Annotated in this window: 17 protein-coding genes; 8 read left to right on the forward strand and 9 right to left on the reverse strand. The window is 58.4% G+C overall.

Annotated features, from left to right (window positions below; genetic code table 11):
* Positions 1-445: 445 nt before the first annotated feature.
* From DEALK_RS03925 to lsrF, 5 genes are all read right to left on the reverse strand, one after another.
* Positions 446-3,145, reverse strand: a complete 2,700-nt coding sequence (locus DEALK_RS03925; RefSeq protein WP_058438908.1) for a PAS domain S-box protein — start codon at positions 3,143-3,145, stop codon at positions 446-448.
* Positions 3,138-3,599: a response regulator gene (locus tag DEALK_RS03930; protein WP_058438909.1), complete on the reverse strand. Its 462-nt coding sequence runs from the start codon at positions 3,597-3,599 to the stop codon at positions 3,138-3,140. The genes DEALK_RS03925 and DEALK_RS03930 overlap by 8 nt, the downstream gene beginning before the upstream one ends.
* The gene (locus DEALK_RS03935) at positions 3,568-5,802 is read right to left on the reverse strand and encodes a sensor histidine kinase (protein ID WP_058438911.1); all 2,235 of its coding nucleotides are present in this window, start codon (positions 5,800-5,802) and stop codon (positions 3,568-3,570) included. Before DEALK_RS03935 ends, DEALK_RS03930 begins: the two co-directional genes overlap by 32 nt.
* Before the next feature lie 183 nt (positions 5,803-5,985).
* Positions 5,986-6,999, reverse strand: coding sequence for an alcohol dehydrogenase catalytic domain-containing protein (locus DEALK_RS03940; RefSeq protein ID WP_058438913.1), 1,014 nt, complete (start codon positions 6,997-6,999; stop codon positions 5,986-5,988).
* 23 nt (positions 7,000-7,022) lie between these two features.
* Entirely contained in the window at positions 7,023-7,793 is a 771-nt protein-coding gene (lsrF, locus tag DEALK_RS03945) for a 3-hydroxy-5-phosphonooxypentane-2,4-dione thiolase (protein ID WP_058438915.1), read from the reverse strand.
* A 185-nt stretch (positions 7,794-7,978) separates the two neighbouring features.
* Between lsrF and DEALK_RS10110 the strand changes: the two genes are divergently transcribed.
* The 6 genes from DEALK_RS10110 to DEALK_RS03970 all read left to right on the forward strand — a co-directional run bounded on the left by DEALK_RS10110 (position 7,979) and on the right by DEALK_RS03970 (position 12,402).
* The gene (locus DEALK_RS10110; RefSeq protein ID WP_165802791.1) at positions 7,979-8,131 is read left to right on the forward strand and encodes a hypothetical protein; all 153 of its coding nucleotides are present in this window, start codon (positions 7,979-7,981) and stop codon (positions 8,129-8,131) included.
* Positions 8,132-8,143: 12 nt separating this feature from the next.
* Positions 8,144-8,536, forward strand: a complete 393-nt coding sequence (locus DEALK_RS03950; protein WP_058438917.1) for a response regulator — start codon at positions 8,144-8,146, stop codon at positions 8,534-8,536.
* A 170-nt stretch (positions 8,537-8,706) separates the two neighbouring features.
* The gene (locus DEALK_RS03955) at positions 8,707-9,081 is read left to right on the forward strand and encodes a DUF2089 domain-containing protein (protein WP_058438919.1); all 375 of its coding nucleotides are present in this window, start codon (positions 8,707-8,709) and stop codon (positions 9,079-9,081) included.
* 116 nt (positions 9,082-9,197) lie between these two features.
* Positions 9,198-9,476 carry a hypothetical protein gene (locus tag DEALK_RS03960; protein ID WP_058438921.1) on the forward strand — a complete coding sequence of 93 codons (279 nt, stop codon included), beginning with the start codon at positions 9,198-9,200 and terminating at the stop codon, positions 9,474-9,476.
* 24 nt (positions 9,477-9,500) lie between these two features.
* Positions 9,501-9,941 carry an SHOCT-like domain-containing protein gene (locus DEALK_RS03965; protein WP_058438923.1) on the forward strand — a complete coding sequence of 147 codons (441 nt, stop codon included), beginning with the start codon at positions 9,501-9,503 and terminating at the stop codon, positions 9,939-9,941.
* A gap of 136 nt (positions 9,942-10,077) precedes the next feature.
* The gene (locus DEALK_RS03970; RefSeq protein ID WP_165802792.1) at positions 10,078-12,402 is read left to right on the forward strand and encodes an MMPL family transporter; all 2,325 of its coding nucleotides are present in this window, start codon (positions 10,078-10,080) and stop codon (positions 12,400-12,402) included.
* Between the two features lie 70 nt (positions 12,403-12,472).
* On the opposite strand, the gene DEALK_RS03975 is transcribed toward DEALK_RS03970, so the two are convergent.
* The 4 genes from DEALK_RS03975 to DEALK_RS03990 form a co-directional block, all read right to left on the reverse strand.
* A complete protein-coding gene (locus tag DEALK_RS03975) occupies positions 12,473-16,636 on the reverse strand; it encodes an alpha-2-macroglobulin family protein (RefSeq protein ID WP_058438927.1) in 4,164 nt (1,387 codons plus the stop codon).
* 89 nt (positions 16,637-16,725) lie between these two features.
* On the reverse strand, positions 16,726-17,370 hold the full coding sequence (locus tag DEALK_RS03980) for a response regulator (protein WP_058438929.1): 645 nt from the start codon (positions 17,368-17,370) through the stop codon (positions 16,726-16,728).
* 4 nt (positions 17,371-17,374) lie between these two features.
* Positions 17,375-18,535 carry a sensor histidine kinase gene (locus tag DEALK_RS03985; protein WP_058438931.1) on the reverse strand — a complete coding sequence of 387 codons (1,161 nt, stop codon included), beginning with the start codon at positions 18,533-18,535 and terminating at the stop codon, positions 17,375-17,377.
* 127 nt (positions 18,536-18,662) lie between these two features.
* On the reverse strand, positions 18,663-19,544 hold the full coding sequence (locus tag DEALK_RS03990; protein ID WP_058438933.1) for a DUF72 domain-containing protein: 882 nt from the start codon (positions 19,542-19,544) through the stop codon (positions 18,663-18,665).
* 238 nt (positions 19,545-19,782) lie between these two features.
* On the opposite strand from DEALK_RS03990, the gene DEALK_RS03995 reads away from it, so the two are divergent.
* Together DEALK_RS03995 and DEALK_RS04000 are read left to right on the forward strand one after the other, a co-directional pair.
* Entirely contained in the window at positions 19,783-20,958 is a 1,176-nt protein-coding gene (locus tag DEALK_RS03995; protein ID WP_058438935.1) for a DNA polymerase Y family protein, read from the forward strand.
* Positions 20,907-21,191, forward strand: a complete 285-nt coding sequence (locus DEALK_RS04000) for a hypothetical protein (protein WP_058438937.1) — start codon at positions 20,907-20,909, stop codon at positions 21,189-21,191. Before DEALK_RS03995 ends, DEALK_RS04000 begins: the two co-directional genes overlap by 52 nt.
* Positions 21,192-21,241 lie beyond the last annotated feature (50 nt).

Below are 21,241 nucleotides of genomic sequence, written 5' to 3' on the forward strand. Positions count from 1 at the left end.
CATGTCGGGCCCAGGCGCATGACAATCATCGCTATTGTATCAAAGATGAGGCTGGAAGAGAACAATTTATGTTCAGATGGGATGATTTGACCGCAGTATTCCCAAGTATTAGAACTTGATAACGTCATCGGTGAATTATGCACCTGGCCGCGTTTTTCCGTTATCCCAAGCCCCCGGTTTACCATTTTGAGGCTGGCAGAACCGTATGATGGCCTCATTGAGGAACGGAGATTTTTCAGCCCCAGCCCGGAAACGATTGGCAGTTGCCGCCTCCAGGCGCTTTCCGATTCCGGGGACTCAGCCCCGGGATAGGGAACCGCCGTTTCATGGAACCCGCGAGATGATAGCATCGGGGTGAAAAGGCGTCAATCGGCCTTAAAAGGCGAACCAAAAAGACAGGTTACCGCCGCTACCCTGGACGTTAAAAAATGGTAGGAATCAAAGATTAAACCTGGGTTACCTCGACGCCTGATTCCTTGGCGGGCGGTTCCAGGGGCAGGTCAATGATGAATGACGCGCCGCCCCCCGGGGCATTTTCCGCCCTGATGGTGCCGCCGTGGGACTGGATCAAACCGTGGCAGATCGACAGCCCCAGCCCGGTGCCCTTGCCCACTTCCTTGGTGGTAAAGAACGGGTCGAACAGGCGGTCAATGATCTCCGGCGGGATACCCGGTCCGTCATCGGTGAAGGTTATCCGGATAAAGCCTCCGGCGAGTTCAGTGGCGACGGTTAAATTGCCGCCGCTGTGGGCTTTAGACATGAAGTATTCAGCATTGATGACAATATTCAGGAAGCACTGCTGCAGACTGAAAAAATCAGCATGGATGGCCGGCAGAGCGTCGTCTAAACGCCGGGTCACATTGATGTTGTTTACGCGCTGCTCATAAGCCCGCAGGTCCAGCACCTTTTCGACGACGTTGTTGATATTCAGCGATTGCCGCTCGGGCTGGTGCTGGCGGGCGAAGGTCAGTAAATTGCGGATGATCTCAGCGCAACGCATGGCTTCCCGGTAAATGACGTCAACATCATCCGCCACATCGGCCGGAAGCTCTTTTCCTTTGAGCAGTTCGGCAAAGCCGATGATGCCGGTCAGCGGGTTGTTGAGTTCATGGGCGATGCCAGAGGCCAGTTCGCCGATCGAAGCCAGCCGGTCGGTGACGACAAGCTGGTTTTCCATTCTGCGGCGCTCGGTGACGTCGCGGGCTACCGCCAGAGTGAGCGTCCGCCCGCCGCTGGTGATTTTCTTTGCTTTGGCTTCCACTTGGAACACAGTGCCGTCTTTTCGGTGATGGGTCGCTTCGAAAACGGTTTCGCCGTCCCGAAGCACCTGTTCGACCTGATCTTTGTAAAGCTCGGCGATATCCGGGGTGCGGAATTCGGTAATGTTGAGGCCCAGAATTTCTTCCCTGGTATAGCCGCGTGATTTGTAGGCTTCCTCATTGGCGTAGAGGATACGGCCGCCGGGCTCGATCAGGAAAATAGAATCGGAAGCGGAATCAAGAAGCTGGGCTTTTAGTGCGACCTCCTCCTGCGCCTTCAACCTCTCGGTGACGTCCCAGGCGGTTGAAATCATCAGTCCCTGTTCCGACAGGGGGATGTTAGCGGCGCTGATAAAACGTTTTTCCCCAGTTTGGGTTGTAATCATGATATTTTCCCAGCGCATCCGCGCCGGGTCGCCGCTGGCGATGTCCGCCATCACCCGCTCCTGGATCTGGCGCCGGTATTCCGGGTCAGGATAAACCTTCTGGAAAAAATCGGCGACGCCGCTGATTTCCTGCCTCGGCCAGCCATATACCATCTCAAACATGGGGTTAATGTAAACTGTCGAGCCGTCATTCATCCGGTTGACCGCCAGGCCGATAGGCAGACGGTCTAAAATGGTTTCGATGAATTCGTTGCGGCGCCCGAGTTCCTCGCGCTTGCGGATCTTTTCGATGCCCAGCGCCAGGTCGCCGGCCAGCTCCAGCATCAAGGCGCGTTCCTCGTCAGATATGGTCGGGGCGCTGTGAAAACAGGCGTTCAAGATGCCGATGGGCTGGCTTTCGATGGTCAGAGGCAGAGAAAGAGCGGCGGAAAACCGCTCCAGATGGCAGCGGTGGCTCACTATGGATTTCTGCATCAAGTCGGGTATTTCCATCACCCGCGCGACACAGCCCGAGTTTTCAAACGACACGCCGGCAGCAGTGGCCAGTGCCATGTTGCCGTTTCCATCAGCGAGACTGATCCAGGCGGCGCCGTAATCTGAGCCGGGGAACACCATCCGGTCGCAGGCTTTCTGCAGCAGGCTTTTTTCATCGTTTTCACCGACGATAAGCTGGTTGATGTCGCGGATGATGCCCAGCACCTGGTTGAGATGGGATATCCTGTCCTCGTGCCTCTTCCGGGCGGTGATATCGTGGAAAATGGTCAGGGTGCTGGCAAAGACGCCGTCAACGAAGTAGCCGACGGTGTTGCCCTCGGCAATAATGTCCTCTCCCTGTTTTGTCCGGAGCTTGATCTCGAAACCCCTGGGATGGACGCCGCTTTTCACCAGAGCCATTATGGAATGGCACTTCGCCAGGGAATCCGGATGGACGAAATCCGCAATATTGAGGCCGGCAACTTCAGCAGGGGAATAACCCAGAGTGGTGAGCCAGGCTTTATTGACAAAGAGCAGCTTGCCGGACCCGTCGATACTTTGCACCAGGTCATGGGTATTCTCGATAAGGTTGGCGTATTGTTCCCGGGTGCGGTTCAGGGCGGCTTCAGCTTCCCGCCGCTTGCGCCGCACCGCCGCCTCGCGCAGCTCCCGCTCCGCTGCCGCCTCCAGCCGGGTGAGGTTGTTCTTCATGACATAGTCCTGGGCGCCGGCGACCATGGCATCGGCGGCAAGTTCCTCTCCGATAGTACCCGAGACGATGATCAAGGGCAGTTCCGGCGCCAGCCGGTCGCGCAGCTTGATAGCCTCGGGAGCGGAGAAATGGGGCAGCCGGTAGTCGGCAATGATGAGATCATATTGTTCCTGTTTCAGCGCCTGGTACATGGCCTCAGCGGTCTCCACCCGCCGCCACTCCAGCTTCATCCCGCCGCGCTCCAGCGCCCGGGTCACTAAAACGGCGTCGTCCGGGTTATCCTCAACAATCAACAGGCGGATCAACTTATCCATCTTGGCTTCGGCCTCCTCTGGGCGGCGGTTCGTTCAGCAGCAGCCAGTACATGCCAAGCTGCCTGACCGCTTCGGTGAACTGAATAAAATCCACCGGTTTGCGGATGAAGCTGTTGGCGCCGAGCGAATAGGAACGGATGACATCCTGTTCCTCTCTGGAAGAAGTCAGGATGACTACCGGAATGAGTTTGGTGAATTCATTGGTGCGGATTTGCTTCAGCACCTCCAGACCGTCAATTTTCGGCAGCTTCAGGTCAAGGAGGATCAGGGCAGGCAGATCCCGGGTATCGCGGCCAGCATAGGCGCCTCCGCCCAGCAGATAATCAAGCGCCTGCTGGCCGTCGGTGACCACCATCATCTTGTTCAGGATGTTCTGTTTTTTAAGCGCCCGTTCCGTCAGCAGGACATCGTCCGGGTTGTCCTCAACCAGCAGCAGCATCGAGCGGTTCTCCATTTGCCTGTCCTCCTTCATTAATACCCAGGGTAAAATAAACGGCGGCGCCCTTGCCCGGCTCCGCCTCAGCCCAAATCCTGCCGTGGTGTCGGCTGACAACGCGCCGGGCGATAGCCAGACCGACGCCGGTGCCGGGGAACTCGGCAACACTGTGCAGCCGCTGGAACGGGCTGAACAGCTTATCGGCATATTTCATGTCGAACCCGGCGCCGTTATCTATAACGGAATATACCACTCCCTCGTCAGTAAACGCCCGCCCAAACTCGATGCGGGCATCCGGCGTCTTCCTGGTGAATTTCCAGGCGTTTTCCAGCAGATTATGCAGCAGCACCCGCAGCAGGTGGCGGTCACCTGAGGCGGTAGTGTTCGGGGCGATGGAGATAGCCACCTCGCGGCCAGGCTCGGCGGCGGCAAGTTCGTTCGTTATCTCAAAACCGAGGGAGGTCAGGTCCACCGTTTCCAGTTTAAACTCCGTTCTGGTAACCCGGGAGAGACTCAGCATGTCGTCAATCAGATGCCCCATACGCTGGGTGGCGGCGCGCACGCGGTTCAAATAGTCCCTGCCGGTGTCATCCAGAGAGCTGTTGTAATCATCAAGGAGCGCCTGGCTGAAGCCGTCTATGCTTCGCAAAGGCGCCCGGAGATCGTGGGACACGGAGTAGCTGAAAGCCTCCAGCTCCGCGTTGGCGGCGGCGAGCGAACGATTCGCTGTTTCAAGCTCCAAACGCGACCTTTTTTTATCGGTGTAGTCAATCACCGTTGACCGGCTGCTCAGGTATTCCCCCCGGTTATTCTTGATGGCGGTGGCCGAAAGAAGTACTGGCAGGATTGAGCCGTCCCGCCGGATCATGTCGAATTCAAGGTCTTTGACCGCGCCGGATTCTTTGAAACGCGGGAAATTCTGCTTGAATGTCTCGATGCTTTCGGCGGCCAGCAGTTCGGGGAAACGCTTGACGCCCAGCATATCTTCACGGCGGTAGCCCAGCCAGCGCAGTTCGGTATCATTGATCCGGGTGAAATAACCTTCGGCATCAAGCGAGTGGTAGCCGCAGGGCGCGGCGTTGTAAAGGTCTTCCAGTTCATTCTGGATTTGATGTAAGCGGTCGACCATAGCCTTGATGTTCCGGGCAACCAGCGCCACCTCATTTTCGCCTTCGGTCGAGATAACGGCCGAAAAATCACCGGCGCCGACCCTCACGGCATAAGCCGCCAGGCCGGACAGGGAGCGCGTAGTCCGGCGCACCGACCATAGGCCGGAAATCAGAACCGCGGCAAAAAGCCCTCCGGCGACAAGGATTACCAGATTGCGCAAGTCCCGAACCGGGCTGAAGGCGACGGCCTGGTCTATTTTGGCGACCAGTGCCAGACGATACGCCGGTATCCAGCGGTAGGCGCCGATGACCGGTTCCCCGCGATAATCTTTATATAGCTCAACCCCAGTCTCACCATTCACCGCTCGGGTGATACCTTCGCCAATGATCTCAGTTTCAAAAACCTTTCCCGGATAATTGATTAGCTGAGTGATCAGTATTCGATCGCTATTTGTTATGAAAGTTTCGGCCGTCTCCGCCAGTCCGGAGCGTTCGGTCATGATGATAGTCAAATCATCAAGGTCAGCGTATAACGCCATTACAGCCGAAGTGGCTCCGGAGGAGTTCAGTATTGGCGAAGAAATTACTATCGCCGGTTGTCCCAACAGAGCGCTCTGGAAAACATCGGAAACGGAAAGCCGCAGTTTTCCCGCGGTAAAATAGGGTTGCGAGGCACGGTTCTGACCTTCCCACCCGGGATCAGTGGCCACCAGGATATTTCCGGATAAATCCATCAAGGCAATATGAACGATGTCACCCAGGTTGATGGCGCGCTGGAACTCGTCACGCAGGAACGAACTGATCTCCTGGCGTTGTTCAGGCGTGACCTGGCCGCCGGTAAGTACCAGCGCGCCGCTGCGAATCTGCGGATTGCCGGAGATCCAGGCGGAGGTATGGCTGAGGTGGGTGATCCACTCGTGTATCTGCTGCTCTTTGAGGGCGGCTACGCTTTCCATCTGGGCTTTGACATTACGCTCAATGGCACTGCGGCCGATGGAGATGGCGGCGAACGCCAGCAGAGAAAGAGCGGCGGCGATGATCAGAAAGTTCAGAATGAAATACGGCGCGAGAACGCTGCGTCTGAGGCCCCAGACGGTTGTCGGGGCCGCCATCCTAAGCCGCCTCCGGGTCTCGAAAGTTGCGCCAGGCAGGTGACCTTACCAAAAAGCCGGGGAGGGAGGATCTGCGCGTCACGGTATCCCCCTATTTGAAGGTGCGGTATACCTTAATGTTGAAACATAACACCGTCAGTATCTAAAGTCAATAGGTTTAGTACAATTATTTACAATTTCAGGTCAATCCGGCACAACAACTACTTTCAAAGAGTCGTTTGCCTCGGCAACCAGGTTGAAGCCCTCGGTTATCCGGGATAGCGGCAGGACATGGCTGATCATGTCCCGGGCGGCGAACCGCCCGCCGGCGATGAGGTCCAACGCCTCCTTGATTTCAGCCGCGGCGGCGCCGTAGGAGAATAGAACGGAGATTTCCTCCCGCCAGAAACGGACTGAAGGCAGCTCCAGAGGCCGCGGCGGCACGGCGAAGAAGAGGATTGCCCCGCGTTTGTCGACGGACTCAAAAGCATCGGCGGCGGCTTTTTCGGCGCCGGCGCAAACGATGACCGCATCAGCCAGGCGGCCGCCGTTAAGTTCTTTCAACCGATCCGCCGAAAAGGCGGCGGCGTCCAAAACGTGCGCGGCGCCCATCCCGGAGGCTTTCTCCAGCCGGGCAGGGTTGATGTCCGAGGCGATGACTTTCGCCCCGGACAGTACGGACAGGCGGATGTGGCACAGGCCGGAGATGCCGGCGCCGATGATCAGGACTGTTTGCCCTTCGGCAACGCTAAGGCGTTTTTGCCCGGCGACGGCGCAGGCCAGGGGCTCGATCATCGCCGCTTCCTCGAAGCTGATGTTGTTGGGCAAGGTGAAGGTGCCGTGGCGGACGTTAAGCTCCGGCACGCGGATGAATTCGGCGAAACCGCCCGGGTCGTAATTGCCGGCGTGCAGCGTCTGGCAGGCGGACTCCCGGCCCGTTTCACAGTAACGGCAATTGAAGCAGGGCACATGATGGGAGACGAAGACCCTGTCGCCGACGCGAAGGCCGGACACGCCCTCGCCGATCTGGACGATCTCTCCCGCCATCTCATGGCCGAGCACCCGGGGCGCCTTCGGCTTGCGGTACCATTCCATGACGTCGGTGCCGCAGATGCCGCAGGCTTTCATGGCGATGAGCAGTTCACCGGCGCCGATTTCGGGTACCGGCCGGTCTTCGATGCGGATGTCCGCGTTGGAATAATAAACTGCGACTTTCACGAGGTCCTCCGCCAGGATCCGATTTACCCGTCCCGGTAGATGTCGAAAGCTTGCTCGGCAGTCGCTTGGTCATGCACCATGGCCTTCACGGCGCGGAGCATACCGGCCGGATTATCCGACTGGAAGATGTTGCGGCCCATGTCCACGCCTCTGGCTCCGGCTTTGAGAGCTTCACCTGTCATCTGTAATGCTTCCATTTCAGGCATTTTCTTGCCGCCGGCGATGACAACAGGCACCGGGCAGCCGGAGACCACTTTCTCGAAATTGTCGCAGTAGTAGGTTTTTACAAGACGCGCCCCGGCTTCGGCGGCCATACGGCAGGCCAGACCGAGGTAGCGGGCGTCGCGGGTCATATCCTTGCCCACGGCGGTTACCGCCATCACCGGCAGGCCGTAAAGCTCGGCTTCGCTGACCAAACGCCCCAGAGAGGCGACGGTCCTTTCTTCATCCGGGGCGCCGACGAAGATGGACATGCCCACGGCGGCGGCGTTGAGCCGAAGGGCTTCTTCGACCGACACCACGACTTCTTCCCGTGACAGCTCTCCCAGGATGGATGGTCCGCCGGAAACGCGGAGGCAGATGGAGGCGTTCAACCCCGGGTCAATGCAGCTGCGGAGCATGCCGCGGGTAATGAACAGGCAGTCGGCTTCGGCGGCGAGTGGCGGGATGCAGGCGCCGAACTCGGCCAAGCCGGTGGTCGGTCCCTGAAAGTAGCCGTGGTCCACTGCCAGCATGACGGTCCTGCCGTCACTACGGAATATCCTTGACAGCCGGTTTGCCATGCCAAAATCCATCGCAGCACCTCACGTATGTTACGGCGTAAGTATAGGCAAACGCCGGGGCAACGGCAAGAAGCCATCGCCTAGCCTAACGGCTAAATAAAAACCCGCCCTGCGGCTATCTGAAATCCGATCCAACAGCAGATTTCCCCGGCGCCTGACCGGCGTATCATTCAATCAATAAACAAAGGAGAAAAGATATGTGGTTAGTGTTATTGGCCGCCGCTATCAGCGCCGCCGCCTGGCTGGCGGATCTTCACGCGTCGCGCATTCCAATCAGGGAAGAGCGGCGGGTGGATGTCTATCCGGACAGCGCCGGCGGCGGCGGCATCAGCCGCCTGCTGGACCGATAGGGACAACGTAGAATGAATAATAGTCTGAGAGTGCTGGTTGCCGACGGCGACCCCCAGGTATGTTCGGCGCTCAAGCTGTTTTTGGAGCAGCAGCCGGACACCCTGGTTTCCGTCGCCGGCCGCGCCGAAGAGGCCGCCAACCTTGCCGCCGGCAGCACCCCGGACATCATCCTGCTTGACTGGCAATTAGCCTGCAAATCCAGCTGCGGCGGTTTTATACATGAGCTCAGGAGATTATGTCCCGGCGCCGCGGTCATCGCTATGAGCGCCCGCCCGGAAGCCCGACAGGCTGCCCTAAACGGCGGCGCCGACCGATTTTTCAGCAAGAACGAAAACCCCTGCATCCTCCTTAGTTCCCTCGGTAAACTGGCCGGCCGTAAGGCCGCAGACTGCCCCAGCCGGTAATCCGATAGGCGGGCGCGCCGCCGATCAGACTCTACTCCCCCTTGAAACGTCTCGTGCAACTCCAGAATTGTCATTGATGCCAGGTAATATATGAAAATATTTAAAATAACTATTGACAAAATCAAATAATTAGGTATAATAGTTTCAGAAAGTCAAGGTGGAGGTTCAAATTGATCAAGGAATGGAATGAATTGACCCGGTTGACCGGCGGAGCGGCTCTGGTGGTCGAGCGGGTCAGGCTGGCCGAAAGCGGCATCGCCATCGAGGGGGAATTCGCTCCGCCAGTTTTAGCTACCCTGTCCGCCGAGGACCAGGTTTTCATTATGGCTTTTATCGGCGCCCACGGCTCTATCAAAGACATGGAGCGGCTTTTCGGCATCAGCTATCCCACCGTAAAAAACCGGCTGGATAAGCTGGCAAACCGGCTTAAGATGGTTGAATTCGAAGCAATGCCCCGCCCGGCTGCAGACTCAAGCAAAGACGTCCTGGAGATGCTGGAGCGAGGTGAAATTTCTGCCGACGAGGCGGTAAGGAGACTGGAGTGAAAGGTGTTATCGGCTGCCTGGGGTTTATCCTGTCGATTATTTTACTGATTTTTGTGTTAACCCACATTTCCGAGATCTGGAACTGGCTGGAAAGCCTGTTTGCCTAGGAGAAGAATATGAATTGGCCGCCGCTGCTGCTGCATCTGAAGGTACCTTCCGGAGACGGTTTTATCGGGCTGTGGCTGCCCTGGTTCCTGATTTACCCGGTGCTGCTGCTCCTGATGCTGATCGCCCTGCCGGTAGTGATCATCCTGGCGATTATACTGGTGCCGGCAGGCAAGGCAAGGCCGCTGGTGATGGCCGGGCCTTATGTCTGGCGGCTGCTTTTTGCCATGCGGGGCTTGAAGCTGGACATCCAGACCGGCAACCGCAAGATGATGTTCGATTTCATTTAGTCTAAAGAACAAGGAGAAGGAACAATGGATAGCCGCAAGAAGATACTGGAGATGCTGGACGCGAAGAAGATCACTGTTGATGAAGCTATGCGCCTCCTCGGAGCTGTGGACCGGGGTGAAAAACCATCGGGTGATAAACCGATCGAAGTTCTGACTGACCGGATCAGCCGCAAGATCAAGTACCTTAGAGTGCTGGTTGACAGCCCCGGCAGCCGCGGTGCCGGAGCTCCGGAGCAGGTCAACGTGCGCGTGCCGGTGGCGCTCATCCGGGCTGGTATGAAATTCACTTCACTGATCCCCCACGAAGCCGGGGATAAGATCGAAGCCGAACTGCACAGCCGCGGCGTTAATCTTAACCTCAAGAATATTAAAGATGAAGATATAGACCAGTTGATCGAAGCCCTGGCCGAACTTGAAGTGGATATCGACGGCGGGGACGGCAAGGTTAAAGTCTTCGTTGAATAAACCCCGTTAGCGCCTACCTGCCCGTTCAGGCAGTCTGAAAACCCCCACACAATCCAGTCTAAATCCGTCCGACCGGCGGTTAAAGGCGGAGCTTTGCCCGGATAAGATTATGGCAGACAAAAAAGGGAGGAACACCGTGAATCTGAACAATGGCATTTCATCACTGGCAAGAGCCTCCGCCCGGCGTCCCTGGGTGACCATCGGGCTGTGGCTGGCATCCCTGGCGGTATCCATCGGCCTCATCGTGACTCTTCTGGGCAGCGCCCTGGTCACCGAGGTCGAGGTGATGGATAATCCCGAGTCCCGGCAGGCCGATACCCTGATCACCGACCGGCTGGCCCAACCGATCGACCCTGAAGCTGAATCCACTGACGATGAACTGATCATTGTCCGTTCCGCAACCTTCACTGTGGACAGCCCCGTCTACCGCAATGCCGTCCAGAATCTCTACCGGGACATCCTCGGTCTGGGCGAAGATGTCATCAAAGGCGCCAACAACTATTTTCAGACTGGCGACGAGACGCTGGTCTCCGCCGACCGGCACAGCCTGATGATCCCGCTGCTCATGCCAGAAAACGGTCTCGACTATGTTGATCAGGTTTACGCCGTGGGCGACGCTTTCGCCGCCGCCAATACCGAGTTTGAGATATTTTATACCGGTACCGCCTCCTTCGACGCCGACACCACCAAACTGGCAGAGGAGACGATGAGCAAAGGCGAGACTATCGGCATCCTGGTGGCTCTTGTTGTTCTGGCCGTGGTCTTCGGCGCCCTGGTAGCCGCCACCCTGCCTATCGCCCTCGGTATCGTAGCCATCGTCGCCGCGCTGGGCTTGACCTCGCTGGTCGGCCAGGCGATGGACCTCAGCTTCTTCGTTACCAATATGGTGACCATGATGGGTCTGGCGGTCGGCATCGACTACTCTCTATTCATTGTCTCACGCTACCGCGAGGAGCGCCGGAAGGGTCTTGACAAGGTTGAAGCCATCGCCGTGACCAGCCGGACCGCCAACAAAGCCATCTTCTTCTCCGGCATCACCGTCGTTCTCGCTCTGGTCGGCCTGCTGGTCTTCCCGCTGTCCATCTTCAAAAGTATGGGCATCGGCTCGATTCTGGTAGTCGTCACCGCTATCGTCGCTTCAATGACTCTCCTGCCAGCGATCATCAGCCTCCTGGGCGACCGCATCAACAAAGTGCGCATGCCCTTCAGCGCCCGCGCCGACAGGAAAGAATCGGAAGCGGTCACCGGTTTCTGGGCTGGAATGGTCAAAGTAGTCACCCATAAACCGGTCATCAGCATGGTCATCGTCGCCGGCATCCTGGTGGCAGCCCTGGCTCCGTACTTCGATAAGAACACCGGCATGTCGGGCATTTCCGGCCTTCCGGATGACCTGCGCGCCAAAGCCGGCTTCATGGTACTTGTTGAGGAATTTCACATCGGTATGGACGCCCCGGCTATTATCGCCGTGGACGGCGACATCGATGCCGCGGCGACTCAAGCCGCCATCGCCCGCCTCCTGGAGGACATTGAATCCAACAGCGCCTTCTCCGGCGCCAGCGTCGTCCCCTATGCCGACAAAGACCTGGCGATCATCTACGCCGCTCTGGCTGGCGATCCCCAGAGCCTGGACTCTATGAACGCGGTTACCGCATTAAGGAATGACTACATTCCTGCAGCCTTCGCCGGCGCTCCCGCCAGCGCCCTGGTCACCGGGGCTACCGCCGGCACTCTGGATTTCAATGCCACCACTGATCAATACACGCCTATAATCTTCGCCTTTGTCCTGGCGTTATCCTTCGTCATCCTGACTGTCGCCTTCCGCTCGGTAGTGATTCCGGCCACGGCCATCCTGATGAACCTGCTGTCGGTCGGCGCCGCTTATGGTCTGCTGGTGCTGGTCTTCCAGCAGGGGGTGGGCGCCAGCCTCTTCGGCTTCATCCAGGTTGAGGTAATTGAAAGCTGGCTGCCGCTGATGCTCTTTGCCCTTCTCTTCGGCTTGTCCATGGATTATCAGGTGTTCCTGCTCTCCCGCATTCGCGAGCGCTACCTCAAGACCGGCAACACCGCCGATGCCGTGGCCTTCGGCCTGTCCTCAACCGGCAAGCTCATCACCGGCGCCGCTCTGATCATGGTGGCTGTGTTCGGCGGCTTCGCCCTGGGTGACATGGTGATGTTCCAGCAAATGGGATTCGGCCTCGCCGTCGCTGTACTGGTTGATGCCACCCTGGTGCGCTGCGTCCTGGTGCCCGCCACCATGACCCTCCTCGGCAAGGCTAACTGGTACCTGCCCAAGTGGCTCAACTGGCTGCCCAACATTTCACTGGGCGAAACTGACGAGATCCCGGCGGCTGCGGCTTACCATGCTCCTCACCGCCTGCCGGCTCTGCCGGGATTCGGCCCGGTTCCTTCGCCAGCCTTGGTCCGCATCAATGACCAGGTGATCGAAGACCGTTCAAAATAGCGTTCCTCCCTTCCCAATATGAAAGGGGCGGCCGGCCGGCCGCCCCTTTCATATTATCCCCGGGTAAACTTTAATGAATTACCATGTCTTCCCCCAGCGTTTCGCCTTTAAAATCAGGCTGGTAGTAAAAGTAGACCTGAGACACAGCGCCTTTGGCTTTCACCGGGTAGGTCGCCATGACCTGGAATTTGATCGTGATCGTCTCGCCGGCTTTGATCTCGTCCAGGTAAAAAATAACCTTGCGCCCGGAGATGTCGTATCGCTTGATGATGGGGATACTCTCTATTGCGGCATCGATAGACTCGACCATGGGGGTGAAGCCGGTAGGCACCGAGATGTCCAGCACCACCATGCCGGACTCGATGAATTCCGGCGGATTGAAGCTGACCGTAGCGGTGACGTCGACCAGGTCGTTGACCGCGACATTGGTAGAGTCGTAGTCCACATCTATCTTGAGAATGGGATCGGTTTCTTCCGGCTGGGGGATATTGAACCGGGTGACGGCCTGGGCCATGACCTCGCCATTGCCGCTGGCAGTGACCTGAACCTCCGCGCCGAGCGGCAGCTCGATGACCTGAAGCACGTCGAAGCTTTCCGGGGTGACGCGCAGGGCGCGGTCGATGCCCGGGCCGGTGACGCGGACCGTGAGGTCGACGTCGGCGCGGATGTTACCGGCGTAGGCGGTCAGGGCTTGCAGGGCGACGACGGTGTCCTGGGTGGAGCCGTAACCGCCCAGGCTGTTGCGCTGTGAAGTCAGCCACTTGCCGGCGCGGCCGGCGTTGAGCACGTCGCCGTGGCTGGTCAGAGCCAGCATGGCATAGGCGGTGGTCTCGACGACGGCGGTGCGGTTCTCCCGCGGCGGCATGAACGGGACACCGACGCCCGGTTTACCAACGCCGCCAGCGGGCTGCTGCGGCAGCGGCTCGGCGAAACCGATGCTGCCCCAGTGCAACCCGTTCTCATCCTCGATAGCCAGGGCCATGAGTTTGTCATGGGCGGCGTTCTTTTGCGGGCTGCCGCCGAGCGCCAGGGCGTAGGCAGTCAGCGCCACAGTGTACGGATCGTCCATGCCGCTTAGTCTGCTTTCGAGGTACTTGATGGCTCTGGCTGAGGCGGTCTTCTCACCTGCCTCCAGCAAGGCGCTGGCGACATAGGCGGTAAGGGCGTCTTTGCCGGACAGCCCGCCCAGCATCTCCTGGTGGTGGACGAAACCCACTGCCTCAAAACTGCCGTCGGCCTTCTGGGTCTTGATGATCCAGGCCGCGGCGTCATCAAGCACCTTCTGGTCGATGAAGATGATGTCCCTGGCCTGGGCAAAGCTCTTCAGCACGAAGGAGGTGAGCCATAAGCTGCCTTCCCCGTCCTGGTTGCCGAAAGCGGAGAAACTGCCGTCGGCGCGGCGGTAGGTCAGTTCACGCTGGTAGCCGGTGATCATCAGCTTTTCAGCCTTGGCCATAATCTCCGCCTTTAGCTGGCCGGAATCGCGGAGGTATTTGGTGATAAAAACGTCAGGGGCGAAGACGATCATGTTCTGCTCGCCGCAGCCGAAGGGCATCTGAATGAGTTGTTCCAGCCCAGAAATTGTTTGAGTCAGGTAGCTGCCGGTGACGCTGAGAAACACCTTGCCGGAGCCCTCGACAGCTCCTTCGGGGATTTGTGTGCTGATCGTTCTGGCCGCTCCATCTTTGAGGATGAGGTTCTCGACAAACTCGCGCGGCACGCCCTCGGGTTCTATCAGCAGCGGCTGTACCAGGGCGTCAGCCGCCGCGGCCGAACGGGAGGTGACCTTGAGGTCGTTGAAACCCAGGCCTTTCGGCCGAATCGTAAAAGAAGCCGAACCGACATCGCCCGGACCGACGCTGACGATCTTTTGGGAATTATCGAGGAGGTCGAACCAGCCGGCAGGCGTCAGCTCGACGACGATGTCCTGCGGCGTATCGAGGTAGTTATAGACAGCCACTCTGACCGGGAATTCCTCGCCGCGGACGGCGGAGTAGGGCAGGTCCAGTTTGATGAAGAACGGCTGGAAAGCCTTAAGTTCCGCCTCGGCGATGCCCAGTCCTTTTTCCTGGGAGACTGCCACCGCACGCAGCATCCAGGTGGTGATGGAGTCGGGCACTGTCAGCTTGATCTTGGATTTGCCGTCGGCGTCGGTCACCACCTGCTGCCACACCCAGGTCTCCGGAAAATACTGGCGGATGCGCTCTACTTGAGCCAGAGCGGAGGTATCAATAGCCTGGTTGCCCTGAGAAGGCAGGGGGGCAAGACCCGGCGGTATGGCGCCTGCCTTATCAGCCCCGCCGAAGATAACCCCGCCGCCCTCGGCCAGCAGGTCGTTCCATGGCGAACCATATTCCTTACCTTCGGGAACCTTATTGTCGGAAAGGATGATGACGCCGGCATCTTTGATAATATCGGCGGCGCCTTTGGTCAAGATGGAAGGATAAATAGTTATGTTATGGAGTTCCGCCTGCGGAGTCATATATAGTCGCTCCAGTTCGGCGAATACCTGGTCCAGGTTCATGCGGTTCTCAGCCAGGATGAAGACCGACTTATCCACGACGACGACGCCGACTCGGGATTGGCCTTGAGACTGGATACTGATCTCGACACTGTCGCCCGGTTTGGCTTCATCGGAGCTGAATTGAACCGCCAGTTGGTTAGGGTAAACTGCCTCGACCCCAAACGGCAGGTAGTCGGCGGCGATTTCGGAGTTGGGCAGCACCTGGTAAACCAGCAAGCGGCAGGCGCCGGCCATCTGAGGCGTCGCCTTGAAGGCGATATCCCGGCTGCGGCTGAAATCTGAAAAGACGACCCGGCCGCTGCTGATGACCTCGTAATAGAAATTCGATGCTTCTTTGGTGGCATGAACCCGGAATTTGGCGGTATCGCCGACCTTAAGGGAGGCGGCGGAGGTCATCTCCAGATGGATGAAGTTACCGGACGGGGAATAGCCGGCCAGCAGCGTCTGGCTGGCATTTGAACCGCCGCTTTGCGCTTCGATGATCACGGCTATCGCTTTGTTCGGCGGAGACAGGGTTACCGTAGCCATGCCTTGGCCGGTGTCGACGGTCTTTATGGACTCCTGACTGATCTGCTGGTAGTCGGCGCCGAGGTAGCTGGCGGTGAGACTCACCTTGGCCGGCAGCGGTTTACCGCCCGGGTCCTCGGACAGGAGCAGGATTTTGAAGGGCAAGCCCGGCTGGAAGACGTTGCCCTCGGGTACGATCCGGAGGACGAGAGGCGTTTCGGCGATGGTCAGGAGCCTGGTGGTCTTTTCCTCATAGCCGGTGGACTGCTCGCGGAGGACGAATTCTATATCGACGTTGCCCAGACCGCCCGAGGCCGGCACCCCGGCGGCGTAACCCACCGCCGGGAGTTCGAAAGCCGTCTCGCCGTCGATACTGAGAACCACTCTGGCATATTCCTGCCAGGTGCCGACGTAGCGCTTGGCGATAATCTCAAGTTCTCCCTGAACTGGTTTGCCGAAGGAGTATATTCCTTCAACCTTCCCGGTGATGCGGTCAGAGGCCAGGAACCAATCTTTGGGCAGGGTCACCTTAACCTCGTACTTGGGCAGGACGTACCTTTCGACTTTGACGTCGAGTTGAGCCCTGGAATCATCGGCGGCGGCGGTCAGTTTCCAGGTGCCTAGATTAGGCTCTTCGGACAGCGGCAGTTCCAATTCGGCCATGCCGTATTTATCGGTAAAGACCTCTTTCTTAAAGACCTTGATACCTTTGGCGTCCTGAGCCTCGACGGTAACCTTCTGGCTCACCGGCCGCAGTTCGGAGTTCAGGCTGATCAGGCTTATCTGGATGGTCTGGCCGGGCTTGTAGATAGGTTTGTCGGTCTCCAGGAAGAGCAGGAATGAGCTTTCAAGTTTAATAGAAGCCTTCTCGGTAAAGCCTGGCCCCTTGACCTGGAGCTGATAGTCGCCGGAAGGGAGTTGGGGCACCTGGAGTTGGATGAGGCCTTTACCGCCGATTCGGCTTTCTGAACTGGCGACGACTTCATCTCCTTTAAAGAGTTCGACCTTGACATCTCCGGCGGTAAAGGAGTCTCCCTTCAGCAGAGCTACCGAAAGTTCCGCCGTTTGGCCGGAGTATAAGACCCGCGGCACGATGGCGACGTGACTTTCTGCTGAAAGGACCGGGTTGCAAGCCGGCGCCGAGGTGGCCAGTATTGCTAATGCCAGGAAGAATCCAGACAGGGCGAACCGTTTTGATTTCATATTCCACCGCCTATGCCGAAAATTTACTGCTCATACAGTAATAACGGCGAAACGGCCGGTCGGATAGCCTTCCCGTAGAACGGAAGAAATCAGGCGCTGGTCATGCCGCGTCTGGTGGCATAGGCTACGGCGGCGGCGCGGTTGCGCAGGTGCAGCTTATCAAGCAGCCTGGAAAGGTAAGTCCGTACGGTGCTTTCACCCAGAAATAGTTTTTCTGCTATTTCGGCGTTGGTCAGCCCTTCGCCGACCAGTTTCAACACCTCAAGCTCCCGGGGGGACAGGTCCATCTCTTCCTTGGAATTCTGACGCTGGCGGAATTCGGATACCAAACTGCCAGCCATTTGAGGTGAAAGGATGACCTCTCCGGCCGCAATCCGCTTGATGGCGTTGACCACTTCGGCAATGCCCGCGCCTTTAAGCACATAGCCCTGGGCGCCGTATTTCAGCGCTGTGAACAGGTCTTTTTCTTCGTTGGACACGGTCAGCATGAGCACCTTCGCCTCAGGAGCTTTCTCCCGTATCAGCGGCAGCGCCTCAAGCCCGGTACATCGCGGCATCAGAATATCCAGGAGGATTACGTCCGGTTGAAGCGCCGCGGCCTTGGCGATGGCCTCTTTGCCGTCGGTCGCTTCCCCGACGATTTTAATCGCTGATTCACCGGCCAATATGCTGGATAGGCCGCTCCTGACGATGGCGTGGTCGTCGACAACTAATACTCTGGTGGTTTCTGACATTCCGCTATCTCCTGCCGATCGGCACATCTATTTTGACTGCGGTACCCTGCCCGGGGGCGCTGATGATTGTCATGCTGCCGCCGGTAGCTTCAGCCCGCTCTTTCATCACGCTTAGACCGTGACCCTGCGGGCCTGCGGCGCGAGATTGAGAATCGACATCGAACCCCCGGCCGTCATCGGCGATGGTGATTAACAGATGGCCGTTGCTCTGGGTCATCGCCAGCGAGATGGTGCTGGCCGCGGCATGCTTCCTGATATTGGTGACCGCTTCCTGGCATATCCGCAGCAGCTGGAGTTCAGTATACGGCGGCAGTGACGGTTCTTCACCCGGCAGGTCAATATGGTAGTCGATACCGGAGTCCTGTTTCAAATGATGAAGGTAATTCTTTAGATGGGATACCAGCTGGCCGCAGCCGGTGTAGCGTCTCAAGAGTTCCAGCGATTCCAGCGCTTCCACTCTGGCCTCATCCACCAGATTAAGCAGCTTGCCTACTTCGGGCATTTCGATACCCCGCCGCTTGAGTTCCCGCTCAATGACCTGTCCCTGCCACTTGAGCGCCGAAAGCGTTTGTACCGTCCCGTCGTGGATTTCTCGCGACAGCCTCCCGCGTTCTTCAGCGATGAACTCCCCGCGCAGTCTCTGGTGGAGGTTGATGTTGACCAGATATGGCAGCGACGCCGATAAAGCAACCGCCACGATGTAAATCAGGTAGTAGCCCAGCTCCAGCGGCCCTGGGCTGAACTCATAGAACGGATTGGCCAGCTGGACCAGTAGAACATTCAAAGTTGAAGCGATGCCGACCATCGCCGTCATGTGAGAGTCGTAGAAGAAAGACGCCGACAGCACCGGAGACAGGGTATACAGCAGGAAAGGGCTGTTGATGCCGCCGGTAAGCCATACCAGGACGGCACACACAATTAGGTCCAGGGCAAGGATGACCTGTCCCAGCATGTTGCTCCGGGGCGACACCGGAATCAGGAATTTGAGCAGGGTATAACCAGTCGCCGTCGGGATAAGGATTCCGGCGGCAACGGGCAGGCTTTCTCCGTTTACCGCCAGCTGGCTGACGGCTACAGCCAGCGCCAGCGCCCGGTAGACGCCCAGATATAATCTTAAGCGCCCGCCGAACCGCCTGGCTTGGAGTACTGGGGAGGAAGCCTCCATCGTTCTCCGCTAAAACTGCAGGATAGAATCGGTCACGAAAACCTATTCGTCGAGTTCGCGTGTATCATAGGTCGGCACCGTGGCGGTGTCAATGGTTCCTCTTTTCGTAAATCAACCCCCGCTTGTACTAATCTTCGGACGGGAACAAAAAAGGGGACCCGGGAAGCGGCATCTGAAGCGCCTTGATCAGATCGCCGGCGTTCCGCGGGGCGTAGGCTTTCCAATGGTTGTTGAAAAAGACGAAGGTCTGCTCAGCCGCCGCCGCGGAGGTTTTGACTCTGCTGGCCAGCTCTTCGATCTCTTGCGGCGAGTAGAAGTAGCGGTAGCGGGTCTCATTGTTGCCTGTCCACCAGTCCGCGGCGTTGCGGCCGTGGAAGCGGAAGTAAGCCAGCCGCTTGGATGTCGCCGGCAGCTCTTGGGCGATGGAAAAACTGAACCTGGGCTCGTCTATCTGCACCCAGGCGGCGCCGTACGCCGAAAGTAATTCGGCTGTCGCCGGGTCGTCGCTCCAGCTCCTGTGGCGCAGTTCGACCGCGATGGGGAAGTCGCCGAATGTCTTCAGCACCGCTTCGAGCGTCTGACGGCTGTCGCCGGTGTTCTCGAAACTTGGCGGGAACTGGGCCAGTATCGCCCCCAGTTTGCCAGCCTCTGCCAGGGGCTCGATGCCTTTGAGGAACAGGTCTACGTCATCCCTGGAGATGGCCGCCGCCTCCCCGGTAGCCGTTTCGAACATTTTAGGGTGAGTGAATTTCTGCCACAGCTTGGCGGTGAACACGAATCCCTCCGGCGTCTTTCTGGCCCAGGCGGCGGCCCAGGCGGGATTTACGGGGGAGTAGAACGAGGAATTGATTTCGACGCAACTAAAGAACTGGCTGAAATAGCCCAGCTCATTTTTGGTCCCGGGCGGATAGAAGTAGCCATTCCAGGTACCCTCGCCGCGCGGGTAGCTCCAGCCGGAGGTGCCGACGAGAATCCGCTGCTTTTCAGAGTTTTCGTGATGATTATCCATAGCTGGCAACTACCCGCATCTATTATGCGGCGCGGCGCGCCCAATAACAATCATCGGAATCCCCCTTGACAACGTACAAGTGTTCTATTACAATGATAGAACACTTGAACTAGTATGCTGCGAGGCGTGTATGTTTTCCTTTCTTGCCCCAGGAACCGGGATCTCCTCCTGCCGCGGTCGGCGCGGGTTAAGCAGGATGTGTCCCTTGTTCAGGAGAATATACCCTGGTGGTGGCTGAATGAAGCTGCTGTGTGTTCTGCTGCCCCATTTTCCGTTTCGCTGCGAAGCGCTGCGCCGTCACGACCTTGCCGGACGCGCGGTGGCGGTGGCCTATTCGCTCGGCTCGCGGCGCCGCCTGCTCGATTTCACCCCTGGACTGGAAGGACTGGAACGGGATATGCCCCTGCCGCAGGCACTTTCGCGGCACGGCGGATTGGAGATCCTGCACGCTGATATGCCGCATTATTGGCGGGTCTGGAACGGGGTGCTGGACGCTTTGGAGAAGGTCAGCCCGCTGGTTGAGGGAGCTGTGCTGGGAGAGGCTTACCTTGGCTGCGACGGCCTCGGGTTGCTTTACCCAGATGACGACGCCCTTGCCGCTGCGGTCAGGCAGGCGGTGCCTCCCGGGTTTGAGGCTGGCATCGGCATTGCCGGGGGGAAATTCCCGGCCTGCCTGGCGGCTGCGGCCGGCCCGAGCGGCGGCTGCCGCGCCGTCGGCAACGAGATGGATTGGCTGAAGGACCTTCCCTGTGATTTGCTGCCGGTGTCGCCTAAGATCAAGGCCCGGCTGCACGATTTTGGGCTTCATACTATGGGCAAAGTGGCTGAGATTCCGCTGTTTAAGCTGGAGGCCCAATTCGGACCGGAGGGCCGGCGCCTCGGTGAACTGGCAGCCGGATGCGACAGCACGCCGCTCTGTCCGCGCCAATCGGAGGAAATAATTGAAGAAAGCACCAGCCTGCCTTCCCCTTCGGCATCGCTTGACGTTATTCTCATGGCCGTAGAATCGCTGCTCTATCGCGCCTTCGCCCGCTTTAATCACCGGGGCCTCGGCATGAGAAGCGTTGAATTATGGAGCCGCACCAGCCTCGATGAGCATTGGCAGAAGCTTGTTCATTTCAAGGAGCCGGCCATGAACTGCCGCTCTGCGATGGTGCGGGTCAGGCAGGTCATGGAATGCTGCCCGCAGCCCGGCCCGGTTGAGGAACTGGGCATTAAACTTGTTCGTATCGGCCGGCCGGCGGGACAGCAGGACAACATTTTCACCGACACCAGGTCGGATGAGAAGCTGCTGGATGATATCCGCCAGCTGGAGCTCAAAATGGGCGCGCCGCAGCTTTACAAGATGAAGGAGGTCGAACCGTGGTCCCGGATACCGGAAAGACGCTATGTGCTGACACCATTAGGCCGGTAAACCTGCCGGAACCGGTCGCCGTCCGTGAGGATGCTGCCGGCCGCCCATTGATGGTAGCCCTCGGCCGCCGCCTTCCGGTCGCCGCCATCGAAGACTGCTGGCGGGTGGACGACGAATGGTGGCGGGCGCGGGCGCTGTCCCGGATGTACTATGACGTCATCCTCGGCAGCGGGCGCCGGGTGACGGTTTTCAAGGACCTGATAGACGGTAAATGGTATCACCAGAGCTACTAGGGTCGGCTTTTCACATGATTGCTAATGGAAACCCTTCGTTCTGTAAAACG

Source organism: Dehalogenimonas alkenigignens (assembly GCF_001466665.1).
GTDB classification, from domain to species: domain Bacteria; phylum Chloroflexota; class Dehalococcoidia; order Dehalococcoidales; family Dehalococcoidaceae; genus Dehalogenimonas; species Dehalogenimonas alkenigignens.

Excerpts from the sequence above, each read along its gene's own strand:
- DEALK_RS03950 (WP_058438917.1), top strand. The coding sequence starts at position 8,144 with ATGAATAATAGTCTGAGAGTGCTGGTTGCCGACGGCGACCCCCAGGTA.
- DEALK_RS03965 (WP_058438923.1), top strand. The coding sequence starts at position 9,501 with ATGGATAGCCGCAAGAAGATACTGGAGATGCTGGACGCGAAGAAGATC.
- DEALK_RS03975 (WP_058438927.1), bottom strand. The coding sequence starts at position 16,636 with ATGAAATCAAAACGGTTCGCCCTGTCTGGATTCTTCCTGGCATTAGCA.
- DEALK_RS03960 (WP_058438921.1), top strand. The coding sequence starts at position 9,198 with ATGAATTGGCCGCCGCTGCTGCTGCATCTGAAGGTACCTTCCGGAGAC.
- DEALK_RS03995 (WP_058438935.1), top strand. The coding sequence starts at position 19,783 with ATGAAGCTGCTGTGTGTTCTGCTGCCCCATTTTCCGTTTCGCTGCGAA.
- lsrF (WP_058438915.1), bottom strand. The coding sequence starts at position 7,793 with ATGGATTTTGGCATGGCAAACCGGCTGTCAAGGATATTCCGTAGTGAC.
- DEALK_RS03985 (WP_058438931.1), bottom strand. The coding sequence starts at position 18,535 with ATGGAGGCTTCCTCCCCAGTACTCCAAGCCAGGCGGTTCGGCGGGCGC.
- DEALK_RS03925 (WP_058438908.1), bottom strand. The coding sequence starts at position 3,145 with ATGGATAAGTTGATCCGCCTGTTGATTGTTGAGGATAACCCGGACGAC.
- DEALK_RS03930 (WP_058438909.1), bottom strand. The coding sequence starts at position 3,599 with ATGGAGAACCGCTCGATGCTGCTGCTGGTTGAGGACAACCCGGACGAT.
- DEALK_RS03935 (WP_058438911.1), bottom strand. The coding sequence starts at position 5,802 with ATGGCGGCCCCGACAACCGTCTGGGGCCTCAGACGCAGCGTTCTCGCG.
- DEALK_RS03980 (WP_058438929.1), bottom strand. The coding sequence starts at position 17,370 with ATGTCAGAAACCACCAGAGTATTAGTTGTCGACGACCACGCCATCGTC.
- DEALK_RS10110 (WP_165802791.1), top strand. The coding sequence starts at position 7,979 with ATGTGGTTAGTGTTATTGGCCGCCGCTATCAGCGCCGCCGCCTGGCTG.
- DEALK_RS03990 (WP_058438933.1), bottom strand. The coding sequence starts at position 19,544 with ATGGATAATCATCACGAAAACTCTGAAAAGCAGCGGATTCTCGTCGGC.